Consider the following 23,347-nt stretch of genomic DNA (forward strand, 5'->3'; position numbering starts at 1 on the left):
GTTGGATTTGCCGGTTTCATTCGTAACCCGGATTTTGCGGAAACAGAACCCGGTTGTTTATCAACTGAACCTGGCTGAGGGGAACGGCAAAAACCGTCATGTAATCTTTCATTCCCAACGGTTTGAGCGTATCGAATGCCTGGCCTGTTCTGACTAAATCGAACCACCGTACGCCCTCAAACGACAATTCTAATCGACGTTCCAAGTAAATCTTTTCGCGTAACTCATCTTTGGTGAGGTTACTGTAGCCTGTTAAACCGGCCCGAGTGCGTACTTGGTTGATAAAAGGCAGGGCCTGAGCGGTTTTACCGTTTTCGTTCAGCGCTTCAGCGTACATCAACAAAACATCAGCATACCGTATCACCTTCCAGTTTGCCCGACTATCGTTGGCGGTCGCTACCGGAGTGATGTACTTTTTAGTATACGCCTGCGATGTTGCAGAAGGAAGCTTGACGAATGTGCCGTTTTTATCGATAAAGCCATCTTTTTGGGCTGTAACGTCTTTCCGAAGGTCCCCGGCGACGAATAGGGCAAACAAAGCGGGCGATGGCGAATTGGTTTCGGTCAACCCGCCTTTCACGCCATAGACATCAGCCATTGCCGCCGAATTTGGAAAGAAACGGTTTGTGAAAACGCTGCCTTCGCCAATACCTTCTTCGTACTCAATGTCGAAGATGTATTCACTGTGGTGTTCGTCCTTTGTGTAAGTGAATAAATCGTTGTAATTTGGCAAAAGAGCGTATCCTAACGCAGTGACTTCTAGTAATTTGGCTTCGGCACTGGCAAAATTCTTGCGGGTCATGTAAACGCGCCCTAAAATAGCTTTAGCGGCTCCTTTTGTAGCGCGCCCAACGTCCGTTCCCGTGTACTTCAGGGGCAATACATTTTCTACATCCAATAAATCCTTGATTATGATTTCATCATAAATTTTGTCCGTTTTTTCGCGCGCCAGTTTATAGGCTTCATCAGTCGTTACCGGTTTGGTGAGCAACGGCACATCGCCGAAAATCCGGACCAGATCGAAATAAGCCAGAGCACGTAAAAACTTCGCTTCGGCAATATGTCGGGGTTTGTTGGTGATAACAGCCGCATCAGCACTTTCAATTTTGGCTAAAATAGTATTGCTGCGGTTGATGATGTTGTAGTAGTTGCGCCACGTCGTTCTCAGCACATCATTGTCACTACTCAGAATAAAGGCATCCGAAAAATACCAGGGGTCGGATTTAACAACTTCCTGCCGTGAATCATCACCGCGCGCGTCTCCATAAATCCAGAAATCCTGATACTGGGTTTGCAGGGTGTTGTAGGTAGCCACAACCGCATCCTGAAAATCCTTATCTGTTTTGTATAAAACGTCGACACTTACGGTCGATACAGGGGTTAATTCGATAAACTCTTTACGGCACGATAGCATCAGCAGGGATGTCACGGCGAAAAGCCAAATTATATTTTTCATCGTTCTATTTTTTACGTAATGGCCTGACATTAAAATGAAACATTTAAGCCCAATAGGAAACTCTTTGCTAAGGGGTAGTTATTCAGGTCGATACCCGGTGTAAGCGCATCCCCACTGCTACTAACATCGGGGTTGAACGACGTATTTTTCGTAAGAATGAAGGGGTTTGTAGCGCTGGCATACACTCGAATAGAGCTGAGCGTTAGTTTTTTAACGAGTTCGCTGGGCAGTTGATAGCTAAGTGTGACGTTGTTGATACGCAGATATGTACCAGTGTCGACATAACGTTGATTGGCTAACCGAATACCACCCGTAGGCGCATCGTTGGGTCGCGGGGTGACGCCATCGCCGGGGTCCTGCTCCGATTTCCAGTAGTTGGCCTGGGAGGACAACGTCCGACTGCGCGACCGGGTTAGCAAGGTGATGTTCCGGGCGGTGCTGATTACTTCACTCCCGTATGACCCTTGCAGACTTACGCTCAGGCTTATGCTTTTGTACGCAAAGCGGTTGGTCATGCCATAATAAAACGTTGGATAGGGCGTGCCGATAATGGTATTATCGTAGTTATTGATGATACCATCCGGTGTACCATTTGGACCACTAACATCAACAAACCGTATGTCGCCGGGACGTGAGCGATCCGTAGCGCCCGGATTGTAAATTGGTCCCCGGTCTACATCAGCCTGGCTTTTGAAAATACCATCGGTCAAATAGCCGTAAAACATGCCAATGGGCTGCCCAATCATGGTAATGTTCCGGCCAGAGATAATTGGGTCTCCCTGAGCGCCCAGTTTCACCACTTTATTTTTGTAGGTCGACACATTAAAGTCAGTTGACCAGACCAGTTTATTTTGCAGGTTCAGCGTGCTGACCACAAACTCCCAACCCGTATTTTTTACTTCACCAATATTCTGCAAAGCCGTACTGAATCCGGTGATGTCGGGAACGTTCACATTCAGGAGTAAATCCGTATTCCGGGCCTCGAAATGATCAATATTAATGCCCAAACGGCGGTTGAAGAAGCTGGCATCAATCCCCATATTGAATGATTTCTGCTTCTCCCAGGTAAGGTTTGGATTCGCCAATCGGGATGGTGCGTACCCGCCAATGGCCACTCCACCTAATGTATATTTCTCGTAGTTAATCGTAGCTAAGTGGTCATAATTCCCAATGTTATTGTTCCCCGTTTCCCCGTAGCTAACCCGCAGTTTCAGTTCGCTTACGCTCGGAATGCTTTTCAGAAAATTCTCATCCGAAATACGCCATGCCAGGGCCAGAGAGGGAAAAACGCCATATTTATTGTTACTGCCAAAACGGGATGAGCCATCCGTTCGGATAGAGGCCGTCAGATAATATTTATCACTATAATTATAATTTACCCGAGCTAAGTAAGAGATCAGTGACCATTGATACCTATTTGACGATCCATCGGTAAGAATACCGCTCACAGCGCTCAGGGTGGGGACTAAATTGTTTGGATACCGGTTGCTGGTCAGGAAACTCGATTCGGTCGTTTCTTTCTGCGCCGTGAAACCAGCCAGACCCGTTACGTTATGCTTGCCGAAACTTTTCTGGTAATTCAGGGTGTACTCCGTAAGCCAGTTCAAGGTGTTCGACGAACTATCAGCACCTACGGCTGCATTGTTAAAGAAAGCGGGAATCTGCGGTCTAAAGCGCGAGCCTCTCGAGTTGTAAGAGGTGGCACCCAGTAAAATATTTAAGGTTAACGCATCGGTTAGTTTATAGGCGAGATTAACATTGCCCAATACCCGCATACCTTTTCGTTTGGCTTGGATTTCCTGGGCCAAAGCTACCGGGTTCAGCAGAATAGTAGAGGCATCGATGTTCGAGTAAACAAAGTAACTGCCGTCGGCATTGTACAACGGATAGTACGGCTGGGCGGAAGTTGCCTGCGCGATGATGCCATCATTGTCGCCACCACCAGGTCCGCTGGCCGTCACCACTTTAGCTTCGGTATAGGCTGTATTAAAATTAAATCGAACGGATAATCTATTGGTGAGTTTGGCGTCGATATTGGCGCGTATCGAATACCGGTTAAAGTTACTGTTCAGGATAATACCTTCCTGATTGAAATATTCGCCACTCAGGGCATATTTCACGTTTTCGCTCCCACCCGATGCCGATAATTGATACTGGCGTTGGGGTGCGTTGCGTAATACGGCACCTAATGCATCGGTGTTCAGGGTGTTTTTGCCCGACAACACATCCAGAACGGTTTGCGGAACGGGTACGGTCCAACTGCCTGCCGCGCCGGAAATGTTGTTGCCATTATCGATGTTTCGATTCCGAACACCATCGTAATAATATTGAGCCTGCTGATTTGCATTAAGGAATTCGGGCCGTTTCATTACGCTTTGCGAGCCGTAATACGTATCGAAATTAATGACTGCTTTTCCCGTTTTTCCTCGTTTTGTGTTGATGATAATAACGCCGTTGGCTCCGCGTGATCCATAAATTGCCGTTGCCGACGCATCTTTCAGCACATCCATGCTTTCGACATCATTCGGGTTTAGCGTCTGGATATTATCAATCGGGAATCCATCGACAACATATAACGGATTGGACCCCGCCGATATACTACCGATGCCGCGTATCTTGATTTGTGGAGCCGCACCGGGATCGCCGGAAACAGTTTTGACCTGAACACCAGCCACTTTTCCTAATAAAGCCTGATCGATACGGGCTACGGCTAACTCTTTTATTTCCTGCGTGTTAACCGATCCAACAGCACCCGTCAGATCTTTCCGTTTTACGGTGCCGTAACCGACAACCACGATCTCGTCGAGCGTTTTGTTGTCGGCCTTAAGGACCACATCCAGCGTAACCCGATTGCCAACGCTCACTTCCTGAGATAGATACCCGACAAAGCTGAATATTAATGTGCCGTCTACATTAGGTACATCCATCTTATAATGTCCCTGTGCATCGGTTGTTGTACCTCGTTGCGACCCTTTCAGGACGATACTTACCCCCGGTAGCGTTTCTCCTTTTTCGTCTGACACAGTTCCCTGAATGGATATATCGGCTACTGGAACGCTGTTTACCTGCATATCGCCTAATTTCAAAAAGCTGTCACGTCCAGCTTTCGGTTCTAGTGGATTATAGGCGGAATTATTGTTAGCTGAAGCTTTCAAAAGCTCCTTCTCTTTTAGTTCAGACGATGATCTGGACGCGTTAGCAGGCGGAAAAATTATGTATGATTTCTTGCCATATCGTTCGAAATTCAGACCGAACGGTGTCAATATACGTCCAAGCTTTTCCTTCAAACTTTTCTTGCTGTCAATAATACTTCGATCAACCGTTTTATTTTTTAGCAGATTGTCGTTAAACTCGAAAATAACCTGGTGCTGTTTACTTAATACATCCAATGCTTCATTTAACGACAGCCTGGTTGATGGATTCACTTCGCCCTGAAACACAGGACGAGCATAATTTGCGGCAAATGTCTGGGCACTGGCGGCACTCGGCGACAGAAAGACGCAGTGCAGCAGTAAAAAAAACAGAACTGCCCGTAGTAATTGAGACATCCTTTTTTTAGGTTTAGGGTTTACAATTGATTTAGCCCGTCCTCCTGCTACTCGTCCGGCAAGACTCAGCATTAGGGCGGGATTTTTTGTCACTTCAGGTGAAAGACGTTGCCATCCTTATGGATGTCGATTGGGTACATTTTTTTTAGTTTTTCAAAAAACACTTCAGCCGAATCGGAGGGAAATGACCCCGTAAATGTTTCCTGTTTTAACGCAGGATTATCGATGACTACGTCGATATCATACATATCTTTCATCATGTCGGCGATGTCGGGCAAGGACTTCTGTTTAAACAAAATAACCTTCGATTTCCAGGATGTGTAGTCTTCTATTCGGACCTTCTGTTTCACCAATAAAGCTTTTTCATCGGCCTGGCTTACTTTCTCGCCTGGTTTCAGCATGACGGTGTTTTTCTCATTCTCCTCGTCCACTACGTTAACTGAGCCGCGCTCCAGAGCAACAGCTACCTTATCCCGGCGGTTGAGAACGTTGAACGCTGTTCCTAATACCTGGACAGACAACTTATTGGCGTGAACGATAAAGGGGACTTTCTTTCCATTCACTGTTCGGTTGGCAACGTCAAAAAAAGCTTCTCCTTCTATCCAGACATCACGGCTGGATTTCTCTAAAAAGTCGTTGGCAAAATGAAGTTTTGACTTACTATTCAGCGTTACAATTGAGCCATCATCCAGCGTAACCGTTTTCATCTCCCCGAAAGAAGTCTCTATTTTCTTCGTTTGTAGCGTTGAATAAAATAAGCCGAAACTCACGAGCAGTAAGGCAACACTAGCCGCAGCAATCCAACCTAAACGTCTCCAGATCGGACGACCCCACAGCGGAATAATGGCTACAGTCTCACCAGTTCCCGAAGTTAGATTCGCCTGAATGGTTTGCCACATGCTGGCCCGTTCGGTTGCGCTCCACGTTTCATTGAAGGAAATAGTCTGAAGGAGCCATTGTGCTCTTTTAATAATCGGTTTCTTTTCAGGATGTTCAGCAAGCCACTTCTGCCAAAATAATTTACTTTCAATATCCTGTTCAATAACCCATCGCTGAAAGAACTCATCGGCCGCAAAATCTTCCTCAGTAAAATGAAGATAGTTCATAAATAAGAGGCTGGTAATAAGGTTGGGCGGTGTAACTACATATACACAGAAAGCCGTAGCCAGCTTTTGTAACCTTCGAAAAAGGAAAATTTTTCTAAAAATTTAACAAAAATTCGAAATGCCCTGATAATCAGTTAAATAGATAAAAATAAAAGAAAAGGCAGTAAAAAATCAATCGTGTGAACAAGCGCGTGTCTAAGGGCTTTTACAGCCCGATGGATGGTATTTCGAAGAATCTGATAGTCCAGCCCTGTGATTTCCGAAATCTCTTCGTAACTCAATTTGTCAAAAAATCGCAGGAAAATAATCTCTTGTTGCCGGGGGGGCAATGACCGAACGGCTACCTGTATTTTACGCGCGACAGTTTCGTCAAACTCTTCTAAATCAAGGTTGTGTTGATGGGCTAAAGAGACGGTATCATCCGGGAAAACATTCGTGGTAAGCCGACTTTTGGTAACATCTTTAAGAATAATTCGGCGCAATGAAACCATGAGGTAATACTTGACCGACTGAGGGACGGTCAGGTTTTCACGGCGGTTCCAGATCTGTATAAAAAGCTCCTGGACGGAGTCTTGTATCAGTTCACGATTGTAGACTACAGACAGACCATACTTTAACAGCCAATCGGCATATTTTTCATAAAAATAGGCCAACGCATCCTGTTCTCCATGTTGAAGTTTCTGCCACTGCTCAGTTTCATCTTCCTGTTGAACAAAGGAACTCATTAGACTTTTAGAAGAAACCATTTCATTAAACTGGCTAGCAAGTTAAAGAAAATATACGTTTTGTTCTATATTTCACCGATAACCTCACCGATTTGTACAATTGGTAGGTTACTTCACGTCTATAAAGTTGCCATCTTTTGCTAAGTCAATGTCACGCTCAACCTGCGGCAGATAGTTGGTCCAGGAAAAACGTCGGGCATCTTTGTAGGCATTTTCTTTGGATAAATACCCCTCGATGTAAGGGACTTCGTGGTAGTGGCTAGCCGTAATTTCACCCACTTTTTGCCAGTGCGACAGGCAACGGGTGAGTAGCATGATAGCTTTCTGTTGCTGTGTTTTATCCTGATATAGCCGGTAGGTTTGTAAGGCTACACCGGCTCTAAGTTTATCAGCAAAATAGCGGCTTAAATACGCCCAAGTTTCTAAATCCGCTAGCTCACAGGCTAGCGTAGGATTTGGATTGGGTCGTAGTTGCTGAACTCGATCAACTACTGTTTGGCTATCGGCGTCCAGCAAATCGGCGAGCGCCAGTGGGCTAGTCATTCCGGCTGGGACGGCCTTCTTTACCTGTGTCCCGGTAACGTAGTCTTTTATGGAAACATAAGCCGGGTCTAAGGTTGAATGGTCAATTAATTCATTGATGGAAATAAAGGAAGAAAAATCATCCTGGATTCCCTTGCTAGCCGAAAATGGCGATAGAAATCCTTCTGAATACAACGTATAATCCCAGGTTGAGCCGTAAAAGGAGGCTAACCGAAGGGGCATTTGGCTGGCGGCAGAAAACGCATCGAGCATCGACTTGCCAGATTTAAGCGCGTATCGATTCGCAAAACTGGCTTCAAACACAGCATCAGGTGTGGCTGGATCGTATAACAAACGGCCCCAAAGTTGATAAAACAGCCACTGTTTTTCGAAAGCATACTCCCAGGTGCGATGCGAATTTGCGATATGTGAATAGTCCTTGGCAGGTATATAACCCTCAGAACCCACAAAATAGCCGTTAACGTAAGGCGCTGTGTTCTGCGCAATATGCCGACGGATAAAGTCAGGCTGTCCCCAACGCAGAATAAAAAAATCCTCATTCCGAATCATCCACTGAATGCGGTAATTGGCGGGCAATGGATTCCAATAACCGTCGTCCCGCTTGCCCGAATGGGAATCATGCGTTAATGCCAGCACCGGCGTAGAATGCCCGTGTGACCAGTTAAATTTGATCTCGACAAGTGTGGTATCGGGCAGGTGAGCATTGTTAATGACGCGTCGCATCTCGCCAGGGTCGGCTGAAAGCACCGAGCGATGCAGCAATTTAACCGAGCGATTGGCGGCTTTGATTCCGGCCACGATTGTTTCTTCAAGCCAGTCTTCGCGGTCTTTAGGTGTCATGTCCGGTAGGGGAGAATCGGCTGTCTTAAAATTGCTCATCCAGTCGGCCAGGGTAATCCCGATACCGGCTAAATCAGGATACTCGTTGATAACCTGCGTAACGACTTCACGCGTGTATCGCTTAACAACAGCCGACGTGTCATTTCGCTCCTTGACACCATATTGCTTTGCAAAATCGGGGGATACGGCAATGTTCCAGTTGACAATGTATGGGGCAATACCCCGCTCTTGTGCCATCCGAAACAGGGCTGTCCAGAAACGTTTCCAGTCGGCCATTTCCTGAGCCGAAAAGCTATTGGCCGCTGGGAAATTGGTCGGCTTCACCATGTAGGAGAACGGATGTATATTCCAAAGGGACAGGATATTGAAGCGATTTTCGGCCATCTGATCCAAAAATCGCTGCCAATATTTCAGATCCCGGCATACATCCGTATGCAACTCCATCGCCGGGCCGGATCGGTAAGACGACCAGGGTAAATTGACCTTTAAGGCTCTAACGGTCAGGTGCGGATCAACTTTTTTTGTGGTGAGTGTTCTCCAGGTTTTGCCCATCCCAATCTGTTCGGCTGCGTCCATTACGCCGTACATAGCCCCCACAGAATCGGTAGCGGTTATCAGTAGGTTGGTCTGCTGATAACTAATTCGATAGCCTTCTTCCCGGATAGATGACTCAGTCTGAGCGGGCACAATCCGAATGGTAATAGTAGCCGCTTTCGCGCCCGATACAAGTAGCATCGTATTGATAGATTGCCCCGCTTTCTGAAGTGCTTTTTCCAGATGGCTTACACCAAATCGAATTGGTTTATTCGTCGTATCGAAGGCAACAACAAGCCGCTCTGCCTTCGCTTGTGCGGACACAAACCGAGGCAGAAACGTTAGCATACATAGCCATAAAATAGCGGATTGCCGTTGCATACGCACTCAGACAAATTAAATTTTATAAGATTACCTCATGCCTGTGAGGACATAGACACACGATAATCTCAGAGTTTGATTTTTTCGATCACGTCAAAGGTTGTGGGCCTTTAACTGCTCTACGGCATAGTTGGCAGCGCGTGCGGTGAGCGCCATATAGGTCAGCGACGGGTTTACATTCGACGATGAGACCATGAACGAACCATCTGTCACAAATACATTTTTGCAGGCATGAACCTGATTAAACTTGTTGAGGACTGACGTTTTTGGGTCTTTCCCCATGCGAGCTGTTCCCATTTCGTGAATACCCAAACCCATGTGTGCCACCGCGTTATCGTAGGGAGTAACGTTTTTGAAACCGGCGGCTTCCAGCATTTCGGCTCCGTCGTTCATAATATCTTTCCGCATGGCACGTTCGTTTTCGCCAAAATCAGCATCGAAAATGACTTGTGGTAGCCCCCATTTATCTTTCTGATCTTCGCTGAGCGTGAATCGATTGTTAGGATTCGGCAGCACTTCACCAAAGCCGCTGAGGTTGATTTTCCACGGACCGGGTTGCGTCATTTTTTTCTTAAAATCGGCTCCAAACCCCGGCTCGGTTGCACCTCGTGAATAGTCTGCGCGGGAAGCACCGCCCTGATAACCAAATCCCCGGAGGTAGTCGCGTTTATCGTTGCCCCAGTTTCGGAAACGTGGAATGTACAAACTGCCCGGACGGGCTCCGAAATAATAGTCGTCCTCAAAACCTTCGATGTCGGCTCTGGCGCCTACACTCAAGTGATGATCCATCAAATTTCGTCCCAATTGGTCGCTGTCGTTACCAAGCCCTGTCGGGAAACGGGCCGATTTAGAGTTCATTAAAATGGAGGTAGAGCCAATTGTGCCAGCGTTGAGGAAAATTATTTTGGCGTAAAATTCCCGTACCTCCATTGTGTTCTGATCAATAACCCGCACCCCTTTGGCTTTCTGCCCTTTATCGTCCAGCAAAATCTCCTTGACGATAGCATTGTGAATCACCGTCAACCGGGTAGTTTGGCGAGCGGCTGGCAACGTAGCAGCCAGTGAACTGAAATAAGCCCCAAATGGGCAGCCCCGCGAACACCGGTTCCGAAACTGACAGGTAGCTCGGCCTAACGCCGAATGCCAGGGCTGCGGTTTAGTAAGGTGAGCCACCCGCCCAATCGTGATGGGCCGATTTAACTTTTGTGCCACCGATTTTTTCAAATGGATTTCGGGGGCCGTCATAGCCATTGGCGGCAGGAACGTACTATCCGGCAAGACGGCTAAGCCCTCTGCCTGACCGCTAATGCCAACGAATTTTTCGACGTACTTATACCACGGAACTAGCTCTTCATACCGAATGGGCCAGTCGATGCCAAGTCCCTGTTTGGCATTCGCCATGAAATCTTCACTATTCCAACGGTAAGTATGCTTGCCCCACAGCAACGATTTGCCGCCGGTGTGATACGCCCGAATCCAGTTGAATGGCCGCTTCTGAATGTAAGGGTTCTCCTTATCATTCGTATACATGAATTGACTGCCTTCTTTGGCCGAAAAATACATGCTGGCATAATGCTCCTCGGCGGCAACGGTTGTGATTTTGCCCCGATGTTCAAATTCCCACGGGTCTTCCATCGCCGTTTTATAATCCTCAACGTGCTTGATCTCGTATCCCCGTTCGAGCACTAAAACGTGCAAGCCCTTCTCGGTTAGTTCTTTAGCTGCCCATCCGCCCGTCATTCCTGACCCAACGACAATGGCATCATACGTTTGAGCTTTTTCTGCTTTTATGTTCAGATTCATAGGTTTTGGCTAACGAATGTTACGACAGATGAATGAATAAGTGCGATTAAGCCTGATTGCCATACATGAAATCCTTCTGACCGGGTTTAATCTTGATTGCCTCGAATCGTCCCGGAATTGGCTGATAATCAAACGATGCCTTAATGCCCGCTTCCGACGTAAAGTAGCCCAGCAACGTCTGTTCTTTAATCAGTTGCCAGAATGATAAGTTGCTGTTTTTCTGCGCGTCAGTCTCAATTTTAGTTAACGTAGCGATCTGTTGATCAGGCGGCAACGTCAGAAAGCCTTTCCGATTAAGATCGCCAAGACCTTCTACGAATAAATCCTGCGCGGGCTTTTTGTAACAGTCGCGAAGCATGATTTCGATAAAATCGGGTACACCAACATCAAGAGCGCCCGGCGTATCGGTGTGGGGTATGATTAAGTCGGAGACTCGGGCCATAATCGCGTGTTGTGTTTCGTTCAGAAACGAACCCATGCGATTAAGGGACGTTCCTGATGTAGCGATCTGCTCCCAGCGATTCATAGCCTGTAGAGTTGGTGCCGAAAGGATTCCGCCCACCATCCAGGCAACCCGCGTTACTGCTTCCCGTCTGTTCATTCGCTTTGTAATTACGTTTTGCTATTGTCTACTAATTCCAATGGTGTTGATTCCTTTGTCCTCACAGAGTCAGGTTTGAGAACCTGACTCCACACAAAAGCCTGCTACGTCTGGTTAATACCCCGGATTCTGCTTTATTTTATCTTTGTTAATGTCGATCTGGCTTTGAGGAATGGGGAACACCAGATTATTGTCAGTCAGTGTAGTTACCAGACGAATCTGATCTTTTTTGCTGTTTAGTAGCGGAACGGCCCGTCCTGTGCGTACGAGATCAAACCAACGCTGCCCTTCGAAGGCAAATTCCGACCGTCGTTCCTGTTCCATAGCAAGTCGGAATGACGGTTGATCGGGAATGTCGGTTGCGGTCTTCGATTTTAAACCGGCCCGCGTCCGAATTTGATTGAGGTAAGTAAACGCTGCGCCCGTTGCCTGATAGCCAACTTCATTCAAACTTTCGGCATACATCAGCAAGACATCGGCGTACCGGATGACCGGGATGTTATTACCATTGTCGTTAATGGCGACCGGCGTATCAAAATATTTTTTCACATAGTTGGCCTGCACCGTCTGACCACTGGCGTTGACATACGACGTAGCCAGCGATACATCTCTGCGTGCATCACCCACTTCATATGATTTGATCAAATCGTCGGTAGGTTGATTGTTGCCGTTGCCACTGAACGCAATAACCGATGTGCCCGAGTTTTGTGGGGCAAATAAGTTGGGCCAGGCATTACCCTCGCCCGCTCCACCCGATTTGTACTGCACATCGAACACCGATTCTTTATGGTTTTTATTGCCTACTTTAAACACGTCGGCATAGCTGGGCAGAATGGTATAAACGTTTAGATCAATGACCTCTTTCAGTTTGGCAACTGCTTGCGGATATTTCTTTTCGGTGAGGTAAACTTTGCCTAACAGTGCTTTGGCAGCCCCCTTAGTTGCACGACCAATATCGACTCCGGTATATGTAGCGGGCAAAGCAGCTTCGGCCTCAGCAAGGTCTTTTTCAATTTGGGTGTATACCTCCGCTTTTGGGTTCCGCGTGTAGGCATAACCTTCATCCGGGTCGTTGATCGCCTTGATAACCAGGGGCACATCGCCGTACGTTTGAACCAGATAGAAATAAACCAGACCACGCAGGAATTTGACTTCACCAATGTACCGGCTCTTAAGGCTTTCGTCCATGGTAATACCACCAACTTTATCCAGAATGGTATTGAATCGGGCAATGGCCGAATAGCTATCGTTCCACCGACCGTTTATGTACGGATTGGTCGTTTTGATGTAAAAGCGGTCAAATTCGTCCTGATCTGTAATTGAGCCAGAGGCTACCGGCAACGTATTATCAGAGGCTATTTCGTTGAATACGTAGCTGTTGCCTGTGATTCCGTCAGCTTGTAAAGATGCGTAACTGCCGCTCACGGCATTTCTGATATCGTCGCCCGTTTTATAAAAATTGTCGGTGGTGGCGTTGGATATTGGCTTCAAATCCAGAAATTGTTGTTTGCAGGAGCTGATTAGGCTAATAATCAATAGGTTAATAAAAATTTTATAGGGCTTCATCGTTCCGAATGATTTAGATCTGTTTGGGAAATTTATATCTCTGACTACATCAGAGACTAAACGAGGATTGCCGATTGCTTAAAATCCTGCACTAATGCCAAAGGTGAGTGTTCGGGCTAGTGGATAAGCACCGTAGTCGATTCCTGCCGACAGCGGACTTTCGTAATTGCTTACTTCAGGGCTGTAATTCAGGTACTTCGTAAACGTGTGCAGATTCTGAGCCGATACGTAAATACGTAGCTGCTGAATTTTGGCTCTACTTAACAGGGCAGTTGGTAATCGGTACCCCAAACTGACATTCTGAATCCGTAAATAGCTGGCGTCTTCTACCCAGCGCGACGAGATGGCATTGTTATTACCCGTGCTACGTTCATTGGCTCGTGGCGTGATACCGTCACCCGGATCGCTTTCCGAACGCCAGCGATGTAGCGCCGTTGTCATCTGATTTTGATTGCCTTCCATATTGTCGAAATACCGTCGGCCCAGATTAAGGATTTTGCCACCCTGCGTACCCTGAATGGTGACGTTCAGGTCGAATCCTTTGTAGCTAAACGAGTTGGTGAATCCGTACAGGAAGTCAGGCTGATTGTTTCCTAAAATCGTCCGGTCGTTTGCCGTAATTTTGCCATCACCGTCAGTATCGGCGTATCTCACATCGCCTGGGTGAGACGTAACATCGTGCGGATGAGAGTCTAAATCAGCTTGATTCTGGAAAATGCCAAGCTGTTTGTACCCGTAAAAGCTGCCAATGGGTGAGCCTATTTGTGTAATAGTCAGATCAGCGATGCTACCACTCGTTGTCCGAATTGGGTCGCCGTTGGGACCAAGCGCCAGTACTTTGTTCCGGTTTAGCGAAAGATTTAACGACGTGTTCCAGATAAATCCTTTGGTGAAATTGCGGGTATTGATGGCAAACTCCCACCCTTTATTCTCCATTTTACCAATGTTTTTATAAGCCGATGTGAAGCCCGTCAGCGACGGCACATTAACCGACAAAAGCAAATCTTTAGTAATTCGGTGGTAATAATCGACAATCAGGTAAATGCGGTTGTTGAAAAGGCCAATATCGATACCGGCATCAAACTGCTGATTTTTTTCCCAGCCCAGTTTGGGATTTCCAAGCGTAGACGGGGCTAATCCATTGACCAGATTATTATTAAAGCTGTAGTTATCGGGCCTCAATAGGGCTACATACGGGTAGTTGTCTGCAAAGGCGTTGTTTCCAGAAAGGCCGTAACTGGCTCTCAGCTTTGTTTCGGAGATCGCCCGGATGTCCTTCATAAAGGGCTCTTCGCTAATGCGCCAGCCCAGCGAACCAGCGGGAAACGTACCCCAGCGATTGTCAGGCCCGAAGATGGATGACCCATCCCGACGAACGGAGATGTTCGCTAAGTATTTGCCTTTGTAATTATAGTTGGCACGGGCAAAGTAAGAAACCGAAGCGTTAGCGGCTTTAAATGCCCAGGCCGTCGTGGTTGAGCCGCTGGCACTGGCATTCAGCGTTTCGACAACATCATTGGCGTATGAACTCCCCGACGCACTGCTCGACTGAAACTTGGACGTAGTAGACTCCATCCCGACGAGAGCCTCAAAATTGTGTACGTTGTTAATGCTCTTATTATAGCTGACCACCTGATTGACTAACCAGCTGATATTCTGGTCAGAATAGTTCGTTCCCATAGCCGTATTGGGCGGCAACAGGTTGCTATTCGGCATTTTAGAGGTACGATACGTATTCCGGCGATTATCGCTGAAATTAATATTGGCCGATACCCGGTAGTTGAAATTTTTCAGAAAACCGTATTCAGCGTATACATTTCCCAACAAATTTCCGGACAGATACTGGCTATTGTATTCGGTGATATTCGCCAACGGATTCGTAACACCCGGTAGGTTATAAGGGGCCGCCAGCGCCAGCTGAGAGGAATACGTACCATCGGCAGCGTAGATTGGAGCCATCGGAATAGCCGCCAGAGCCGCCGTAATAATGCCTTGATTGAACCACTGATTCTCAGCCGTAACTTCTTGCGTTGATCTGAACGAAGGGTTCAGATTCATCCCAATCTTCAGTTTAGGCAATATATTCGCTTCGACATTAGCCCGAAAGATATACCGATCCAGTCCCGATTTCAGAATGATACCATCCTGTTTCAAGTAGCTGCCACTCACCAGAAAACGTACCTTGTCGTTGCCACCCGATACCGAAAGCTGATAGTTACTCATTTTGGCTTTCCTGAAAATCAGATTTTGAAAGTCCGTGTAAGGCAGGTTAGCTACTTTGGCTGGATCGTCGTAGTTAAACCAGTCGAACAGATCACCGCGTGGATAACGGTACCGGAGGTAACTCGCTGGTCGAACGCTGTTTGGGTCGGTAATTTTAGCTCCGGGTACGTTATCCAGATATGCATTATTCGAACCTTCTTTGGCGAATTCGGCGTACTGTTGCGAGTTGAGTAGGTCAATTTTCTTGCTTACTTCCTGAAAACCCGTATACACATCGAAGTTGACGTTCGTGCGTCCAGACTTTCCCCGTTTTGTGGTAACTAGCAAAACACCATTGGAACCTTTGGACCCATAAATAGCGGTAGAGGAAGCATCTTTCAATACGTCGATACTTTCAATATCAATACTGTTCAGCAAGCCGAAAACGCCGGAACCTACAATATTACCATCGACAACAATTAAAGGCGATGTACCCGCACTGATAGAACCAAACCCTCTGACCTTGATAGCGGGCGTACTACCGGGTGCCCCACTGCTTTGCTGAATGATAACACCGGGAATTTTGCCCTGTAATGCGTTGGCTACGTTTGAAACGGGCATGTCTCTAACTTCTCCCATTGCGACCGACGCGATGGCCGACGTTACGTCAGTCCGCTTTTGCGTACCGTAACCCACCACCACCACTTCGCCCAGTGATTTGGTATCGGTTGCCAGAACAACCGAAAGATTCGTTTGGTTGCCCACTACAACCTCCTGCTTTAGATACCCAACAAAGCTAAAAACCAGCGTTGTTTCGGTATCGGCCATGTCTATTTTAAACTGCCCTTTTGCGTCGGTTGTGGTGCCTTTCTGGGTTCCTTTAACCAGAACATTGACACCCGGTAATGTTTCACCAGTCAGGTCTGCTACCGTTCCCGATATTGACTGTATTACTGCTTCTGTTGCCGAAGGCAAGGCAGATTGTTGGACGTCAGACTGAACAGATTTAACCGGGTGATCGGGCTTAATAATGATGTTGTTCCCACTCACCTCATACGTTAGCTGGAGTGGTTTCAGGATTCGGTTTAGTACATCGGCAAGCGGCTCTGCCTGGCTATGTACTGATATTTTACGATTCGATTGAATGAGTTGAGAACTGAAGACAAATCGGGCATCAACTTGTTTCTCAATCTGATGCAGCACTTTTTTTACATTCTGACCCTCAACCAGAATCGTAATCCGCTGATCGAGGAGTTGTTGAGCCTTCCCATCATGAGCCCACGAAATTCCGGCGAAGGCACAGACCAGAAACCATTGGATGAGGGTTATACGCATGATTGTTAGAAGACTGTAATCTGTCAGTTGTAGTTTTTTCATACATTTGTACGGTTTTGTTTTTGAATAAAAATTCAACAAAATCCCCCCAACCCATTCATTGATAATGAATGGCTATGGCTTGTCAGGTCGGTAAGAAGGGGAGTTTCAACGGTCAGTTATGTTCCCGCATAGCTGACCGTTTTTTATTGGACGGAAATAGGTATTGTTTTTGTCAATTTGGTTAAAAGGTTAGGTATAGTTAAAGGTCATTGGCAACGCTGGCCACCCGTAATAATCACTTGGTGGTCCTCAATAGTGTGCTGAGCGCCCAGTGCTTTACAGATCACTGACAGTTTTTCGTTAAAAGGCTGCCCTACGAGCAAGGCCGATAATGTACACGTTCCCAGCAATGATTCGTTATAAACAATATGAACACCGTAGGCCCGCTCAAGCGTATTAAATACCTCTGAGACAGGTGTTTCATCAAAGTCAAAAGACTGTTTGGCAACAACTTGTGTTCCCGGCTGCGTAAAAGCAAGCACCGTATCGGGTGTGCGCACCAAACGATGACTTGCGGTCATATATTCAGCACTCTGATTGGGCGTCAGAACGATGCCACTAAGTTCAGAATCGGTGACTTTGGGCCGAACCGATGTCGATTCATTCAATGCATAAACCGCTACTTTCCCCGTCTTCACTGCTACTTTTATTGGCTGGTTCGATTCAGGAGCGTCTATCATAAAGCTGGTTCCCAGTACTTTGGTTGCTACACCGCGTGTATACACCAAAAACGGTCGGGCAGGATCTTTAACGATTTCGAAGAAAGCTTTGCCAACCAAATAAACTTCGCGTTTCTTGAGCGTATCAGGATAACTCAATTGACTACCGGCCTGAAGTACGACTGAACTGCCATCGCTCAGAAAAATTGTTAGCGGTTCGTCCGTATCGTTACGCGTTTCGCGTAAAGCAATTCCCTGCGGAGATGCCTGCACAAACTGTTGGTAGCTTTCGGGCTGGTTTGCTTGGCTTTGAGTATACCAGTATCCCGTTGTACCTAACCCTAGCACCAGCATAATCGACGCTGCGACACGCATCCATCCCCATTTCGTACCCGTCCCGGTAGTTCGTGTGAAGGGTGTAGCCATCCGTTCTTCCCGAATATGCTTCTGAATCGTCTGCTGCATAGACTCTGTCTGAAACGCAGAAGGCTGGTTCTGGCTGGTTTGCTCAACTAGCTGTAAAACGTATTGGCGCGCGCTCTCAATTACTGGTTTTTGTGTTGGATATACTTCCACAAACCGTTGCCAGTACGCATTCCGGGTCTCATCGGGGTGTTTTACCCAGGCTATAAAGTCTGGGTCTTCCAGAAATTCTACCAGCGAATAGGAGGCTTGTTTCATAGTATACAGAAAACGGGATCTATAGAAGAAGTTATAGAACTATTTCCCCTTCACTAAGAAAGAAGCATGAATTGGCCGGATGACCTCTTTTTTAGAGGAAAATTTTTCTAAAAAATTTCACATAATCAGTAACAGCCAGAAAATCAGTAGCGAACCGATGAGCCAGTTCCGATTTTGGCGTAGTGAAGTAAGCGCCCGGTGGATGAAATTACGAACCGATTTTTCGTTGACATCCATAATCTGGGCGATTTCATTGATGCCGAAATCATCATAATAATAAAGCGTAAGTGCTTCGACCTGGCGTTTGGGCAAGTGGGCCAACAACTCCTGAATGCGCCGGGTCAACAACTCTCTGGACTCCTGTTCAATTCGCACCGTTTCTTCTGTGCTGGTCGTTGGCGTACCTTCTTCATCGGTGATCTCGTCGATGTTTTCGCCGATTTGATATTTGCCCTGCATTCGATGCATTCGGCGACGGAGTGATCGGTACAGATAGAATTTGATCGACGTAATATCTTCCAATAATGTGGCTCTCATACGCCAAATATCGATAAACACCTCTTGCACAGCATCTTCAATCAGCGCCGAATCGGTCGAAAGTTTACTTCCGTAATTATACAGTGTACGGTGATAGCGGTCAAAAATGGCCGTAAATGCCGATTCATTCCCGTCGCGAAGGCCGCGCCAAAGTTGTTGATCGTTAGAATCGATCCAGGAAGAAGATAGACTGGCCACTGTTAATTAGAAAAACCGATTATTCGTAGAGGCTATAATTGGATAAATTTAATTATAGATATGCAAAATGCAATTGGTTTATATAAAGATAGGTCATCGACGTGTAACAGAAATAGGTGGAGGACTTTGGACGAAGCAAGATAGATGTGCTCCAAAGGCAACAGATCAGTTGCTTTTCCAGGTTGGGGGTACCCATTACACCGCTAGATATCGGTAAGTTATATGGTCTAATTCCAGTCAATGATCACGCTGTCTGGCTATACGACAAGTGGTTGTATTCGTAGAATTAAGGAAATGGGTAAATAGCCAAACAGCGTTTTTAGGCTAGACAAGCAGGACAGCGTTATATTTGGCTGTTCGACTTACTAACTCCATGACCACTAATTTTGACGAGAAACGTTTAGCTACATACGCCCATAAGTTTACTCGGTTGAAACAAGGCGGCACGGCCTACGGGAAAGCTCCCCATAAACCCGTTTTTCTACTCACTGTTATTGAATTGATTGAGAAGCAACTTATCACTGAAAACAAGATAGGTGTAATGCCGGAGTTAGTCGCTACGTTTAAGGAGAACTTTGCTTTACTGGTTAAGACACCCCACAAAGACGATTTTACACAGCCCTTTTTCTATCTCCAAAGCGAGAAATTTTGGTTACTTCACCCTAAGGCCACATTCATCATCGACGCGCATATCCGCTCTGTACAAACGTTAAGTGACCGACTTGACTTCGCTTCTTTCACCGATGATCTATACGGTCTGCTGACGCAGGTAACTCCCCGTCTCCATCTCAAAAATTTGCTGTTGGATACTTATTTCGCCGATACCAAAGCTGAGTTCCTACATATAAAAAACGCCGGACGCAGCTATCTACACGATCTCGAAACGTATCTGCTGAACGAAAAGGAAGTTCCTTATAGATTGTTACAACCGATAGACGACGAAGAAACCCGTTTTGTACGAGGTGGCTTGTTTAAAAAACTAGTGCCTAAGGTCTACGATTTTACCTGTGCCATTTCAGGCATGAAAGTGATTGCTGTTGACGGGTCATCGTTGGTTGAAGCCTGCCATATCATTCCGATTAGCATCTCTGGCGACGACAAAGTCACCAACGGCATTGCCTTATGCCCGAACCTGCACACCGCCTTTGACAAGGGTATGATTAGTGTAGATGAACGTTTGCGTGTGGTTGTCTCGCCTTCCTTAGCTGACAATGTATCGAGTCCGTATAATCTAACGCGGTTTCACGGCCAACCGCTACGGTTGCCCTTTGGCGAAATGCATTACCCGAAAATGGAGAGTTTTCGGTGGCATTTGAACACGAAATTCAGGCCGTAACCTATAGGGCATAAATGCCGAATGGGTAGATGTTCGCGCTTGTAACGGCTACCACCCAAAGAAGGCTTTGGGTAAGTTTCTTAATAAATAGGTGGAGAGCCGTAACGCCCTCCACCTGTTATACCTAAATGTATTGATTAACGATCATTTCATACAACTCCTGCCGTCCGCTGAGTTGCTTTGGCTCACCATTAGACAGGGCAAATTGGCGCAAGTCTTCGAGGGTTAATTCGCCTTTTTCGAACTGAGCGCCTGCGCCAGAATCGTAGCTGGCGTAGCGTTCGGCCCGTAGCTTTTTGTACTGCGATTTGTCCAGGATGGCTTCGGCTGCGATGGCTGCCCGAGCGAACGTATCCATGCCACCGATGTGGGCAATGAAAATATCTTCCAGGTCGGTTGAACTCCGGCGCGTCTTGGCATCGAAATTAACGCCACCTGACTTAATACCTCCCGCTTCCAGAATCACCAACATGGCTTCCGTTAGTTCATACACATCCACCGGAAACTGGTCGGTATCCCAGCCATTCTGGTAGTCGCCCCGGTTAGCATCGAGGCTACCCAGCATGTTGTTGTCTGCTGCGACCTGCAACTCATGCGCGAATGTATGATTCGCAAGTGTTGCGTGGTTCGTTTCAATATTCAGTTCAAAATCGTCCTGCAAGCCATAGCGATTCAGGAAACCAACTACAGTAGCCGCATCAAAATCGTACTGATGTTTGGTCGGCTCCATTGGTTTGGGCTCAATGTAAAACGACCCTTTGAACCCTTGCTTACGGGCGTAATCGCGGCTGATTTGCAGGAATTTACCTAAGTGTTCCTGCTCACGCTTCATGTTGGTGTTGAGCAACGACATATACCCCTCACGACCTCCCCAGAAGGTGTAGCCGCGTCCGCCCAATTCGATGGTTGCATCAATGGCATTTTTAACCTGCCAGCCACCGTGTGCCAGTACATGGAAATCGGGGTTGGTCGATGCCCCGTTCATGTAGCGTTCGTGCGAAAATAGATTAGCCGTTCCCCAGAGCAATTTCACTCCGCTAGCCGCTTGTTTCTGTTTTGCATAATCAACAATGGCGCGAAAATTTTTCTCGAACTCAGAATTAGAATTGCCTTCCGGCGCAACGTCGACGTCGTGGAAGCAGTAATATTCCATGCCGATTTTCGTGATAAACTCAAAAGCCGCGTCCATTTTGTCATGGGCTGCTGCCAGCCGGTCGGTCTTGGCATCCCATGGGAAATGCTTAACGCCCGGTCCAAAGGGATCCGCACCGGTTCCGCAGAAGGTGTGCCAGTAAGCCGTTGCGAACCGAAACAGGTCCTTCATTGGTGTACCCAGAATGAGCCGATTGGCATCGTAAAACTTGAAAGCCATTGGATTGTCGGATTCGCGACCTTCGTAGGCAATTGGCTTTTCTATAAAGGGGAAATACGTTTTTTCGCCGAGTGTTAGTTTGACGTCAGACATGAAGAAAGGAATTAAGGTACTTCTTAATTGAAAAAGAAAGCCAAAGGTAGTTTTTCCCTATTTACCCGGCAACGTCTTTGTATAGCTTCTCGATTAGTCTTCGCAATTTATAGCTAAGCCGTGTGAGGGAGTTTGTCGAAAATGAAATCCATACTGAAACAGACTTGTTCTACTACGGTAGGTAAAGTAATATCACCTAAAAATTATCCGGCCTTTAACTAGTTTTCAACACCGCCAGCCACCGCTCATAAGTGTCCCGATAGGCTTCCTGAGCCCGCATATCGGGTTCGATGGTTTTCGTAACATGCAGTCCGGCAAAGGCTTCCTGAGCATTTTTATAGTGACCTAACCCCAATCCAGCTCCGCGAGCGGCTCCTTGCGCCCCGTCGGTGTTATAGAGTTCGATAGTGGCTCCGGTCAGGTTAGCCAGTGTGTCACGGAAGAGGGGGCTAAGGAACATATTGGCCTCGCCCGCTCGAACGGTTTGCACGCCTACGCCCACGCTCTCCATAATCTGAATGCCATAGTACAAGGCGAAAACAATACCCTCCTGTGCCGCCCGAATCATGTGTGGCAAGCCATGACGCGTCAGCTGTAAACCGTGAAACGACGCGCCTAAATCAGCATTTTCCAGTATTCGCTCGGCACCGTTGCCGAAGGGCAGGCATAGTAAACCATCAGCACCAATGGGAGCTTCGTGTGCCAGTATGTTCATGTCAGGATAGCTAATGGATCGTTGCAATACCTGATTTCGTAACCAACTATTCAAAATGCCCGTACCGTTCACGCACATTAAAACACCGTAACGTGGTGCCTCAGGTGTGTGGCTAACGTGCAGAAATGTATTGACCCGTGACTTGGGATCATAGCTGGCCTGGTCACTGATGCCATATACTACGCCCGACGTGCCAGCCGTGGCCGCAATCTGGCCCGGTTCTAACACATTCAACGACAGCGCGTTGTTCGGTTGGTCGCCTGCGCGGTAGGTTACGGGTGTTCCCGCCGAGAGACCCAATTCGGCGGCTGCCGATGGGGTCAATTCGCCCTGTGGCGCAAAGGTTGGTTTGATCGTCGGGATCAGTGCCGGGTCAAAACCGAAGTAATCGAGTAGAAATTGAGCGGGCTGGTTGGCCTGGAAATCCCAGAAAGCCCCTTCTGATAACCCGGATGCCGTCGTCACAATATCACCCGTCATGCGAGCCGCCAGATAATCGCCGGGAAGCATAAATCTATCGATCTGGGCGTACACATCAGGCTCGTTTGCTTTAACCCAGGCAAGTTTAGCGGCTGTGAAATTACCCGGCGAATTTAGCAGATGATGTAGCGTACGGTCGTGGCCGAGGGCGTCGAATGCCTGGTTACCATAAGGAACAGCCCGGCTGTCGCACCAAATAATGGAAGGCCGTAAAACGTTAAACTCCTTGTCGACAACGACCAAACCGTGCATTTGATAGGAGATACCGATAGCCTTCACATCGTCAGGCTGGACATTAGCCTGCTTCATGACGGCTTTGCTGGCCAGACAGGCATTTTTCCACCAGTTCTCAGGCTGTTGTTCGGCAAAACCTGTTTGGGGTGATTCAATGACCATTTCCGTCTCCGGAAAAAATGCTGAAGCAACAGCCTTACCGCTATCGGCATCAACTAAACACGCTTTGACGGACGAACTGCCGAGGTCAAATCCAAGAAAATACATGTGGGTACTGGAGTTAGGAAATCCAATGCGAAAGTACAACGGGAAGTTTTACAAACAGCCTCCGTCTGTTTGGTAAAAGGATAATTTACGGAT

14 protein-coding genes are annotated in these 23,347 nt (G+C 47.1%); 1 reads left to right on the forward strand and 13 read right to left on the reverse strand.

The window, feature by feature from the left end:
* Nucleotides 1-16: 16 nt before the first annotated feature.
* From ACFS25_RS03360 to ACFS25_RS03410, 11 genes are all read right to left on the reverse strand, one after another.
* Nucleotides 17-1,456 carry a RagB/SusD family nutrient uptake outer membrane protein gene (locus ACFS25_RS03360; protein ID WP_381496987.1) on the reverse strand — a complete coding sequence of 480 codons (1,440 nt, stop codon included), beginning with the start codon at nt 1,454-1,456 and terminating at the stop codon, nt 17-19.
* Nucleotides 1,457-1,485: 29 nt separating this feature from the next.
* Nucleotides 1,486-5,004, reverse strand: coding sequence for a SusC/RagA family TonB-linked outer membrane protein (locus tag ACFS25_RS03365; protein WP_381496988.1), 3,519 nt, complete (start codon nt 5,002-5,004; stop codon nt 1,486-1,488).
* An 89-nt stretch (nt 5,005-5,093) separates the two neighbouring features.
* Nucleotides 5,094-6,110 carry a FecR domain-containing protein gene (locus tag ACFS25_RS03370; RefSeq protein ID WP_381496989.1) on the reverse strand — a complete coding sequence of 339 codons (1,017 nt, stop codon included), beginning with the start codon at nt 6,108-6,110 and terminating at the stop codon, nt 5,094-5,096.
* 134 nt (nt 6,111-6,244) lie between these two features.
* Nucleotides 6,245-6,835 carry an RNA polymerase sigma factor gene (locus ACFS25_RS03375; protein WP_381496990.1) on the reverse strand — a complete coding sequence of 197 codons (591 nt, stop codon included), beginning with the start codon at nt 6,833-6,835 and terminating at the stop codon, nt 6,245-6,247.
* Nucleotides 6,836-6,943: 108 nt separating this feature from the next.
* A complete protein-coding gene (locus ACFS25_RS03380; protein ID WP_381496991.1) occupies nt 6,944-9,133 on the reverse strand; it encodes a hypothetical protein in 2,190 nt (729 codons plus the stop codon).
* Between the two features lie 93 nt (nt 9,134-9,226).
* Nucleotides 9,227-10,936: a GMC oxidoreductase gene (locus ACFS25_RS03385; protein ID WP_381496992.1), complete on the reverse strand. Its 1,710-nt coding sequence runs from the start codon at nt 10,934-10,936 to the stop codon at nt 9,227-9,229.
* Between the two features lie 46 nt (nt 10,937-10,982).
* Nucleotides 10,983-11,537: a gluconate 2-dehydrogenase subunit 3 family protein gene (locus tag ACFS25_RS03390; RefSeq protein ID WP_381496993.1), complete on the reverse strand. Its 555-nt coding sequence runs from the start codon at nt 11,535-11,537 to the stop codon at nt 10,983-10,985.
* A gap of 114 nt (nt 11,538-11,651) precedes the next feature.
* Nucleotides 11,652-13,103: a RagB/SusD family nutrient uptake outer membrane protein gene (locus ACFS25_RS03395; RefSeq protein WP_381496994.1), complete on the reverse strand. Its 1,452-nt coding sequence runs from the start codon at nt 13,101-13,103 to the stop codon at nt 11,652-11,654.
* 78 nt (nt 13,104-13,181) lie between these two features.
* Entirely contained in the window at nt 13,182-16,682 is a 3,501-nt protein-coding gene (locus ACFS25_RS03400) for a TonB-dependent receptor (protein ID WP_381496995.1), read from the reverse strand.
* A 206-nt stretch (nt 16,683-16,888) separates the two neighbouring features.
* Entirely contained in the window at nt 16,889-18,022 is a 1,134-nt protein-coding gene (locus ACFS25_RS03405; RefSeq protein ID WP_381496996.1) for a FecR family protein, read from the reverse strand.
* Nucleotides 18,023-18,139: 117 nt separating this feature from the next.
* On the reverse strand, nt 18,140-18,757 hold the full coding sequence (locus ACFS25_RS03410; protein ID WP_381496997.1) for an RNA polymerase sigma factor: 618 nt from the start codon (nt 18,755-18,757) through the stop codon (nt 18,140-18,142).
* 373 nt (nt 18,758-19,130) lie between these two features.
* On the opposite strand from ACFS25_RS03410, the gene ACFS25_RS03415 reads away from it, so the two are divergent.
* Complete coding sequence (locus ACFS25_RS03415) at nt 19,131-20,093, forward strand: HNH endonuclease (protein ID WP_381496998.1); 963 nt, start codon at nt 19,131-19,133, stop codon at nt 20,091-20,093.
* Between the two features lie 124 nt (nt 20,094-20,217).
* Here ACFS25_RS03415 and xylA read toward each other — a convergent pair whose 3' ends face one another.
* Together xylA and ACFS25_RS03425 are read right to left on the reverse strand one after the other, a co-directional pair.
* The gene (gene xylA, locus ACFS25_RS03420) at nt 20,218-21,558 is read right to left on the reverse strand and encodes a xylose isomerase (protein ID WP_381496999.1); all 1,341 of its coding nucleotides are present in this window, start codon (nt 21,556-21,558) and stop codon (nt 20,218-20,220) included.
* Nucleotides 21,559-21,772: 214 nt separating this feature from the next.
* Nucleotides 21,773-23,254: a xylulokinase gene (locus tag ACFS25_RS03425; protein ID WP_381497000.1), complete on the reverse strand. Its 1,482-nt coding sequence runs from the start codon at nt 23,252-23,254 to the stop codon at nt 21,773-21,775.
* Between the last annotated feature and the right edge of the window lie 93 nt (nt 23,255-23,347).

Source organism: Spirosoma flavum (assembly GCF_042686045.1).
Classification (GTDB): domain Bacteria; phylum Bacteroidota; class Bacteroidia; order Cytophagales; family Spirosomataceae; genus Spirosoma; species Spirosoma flavum.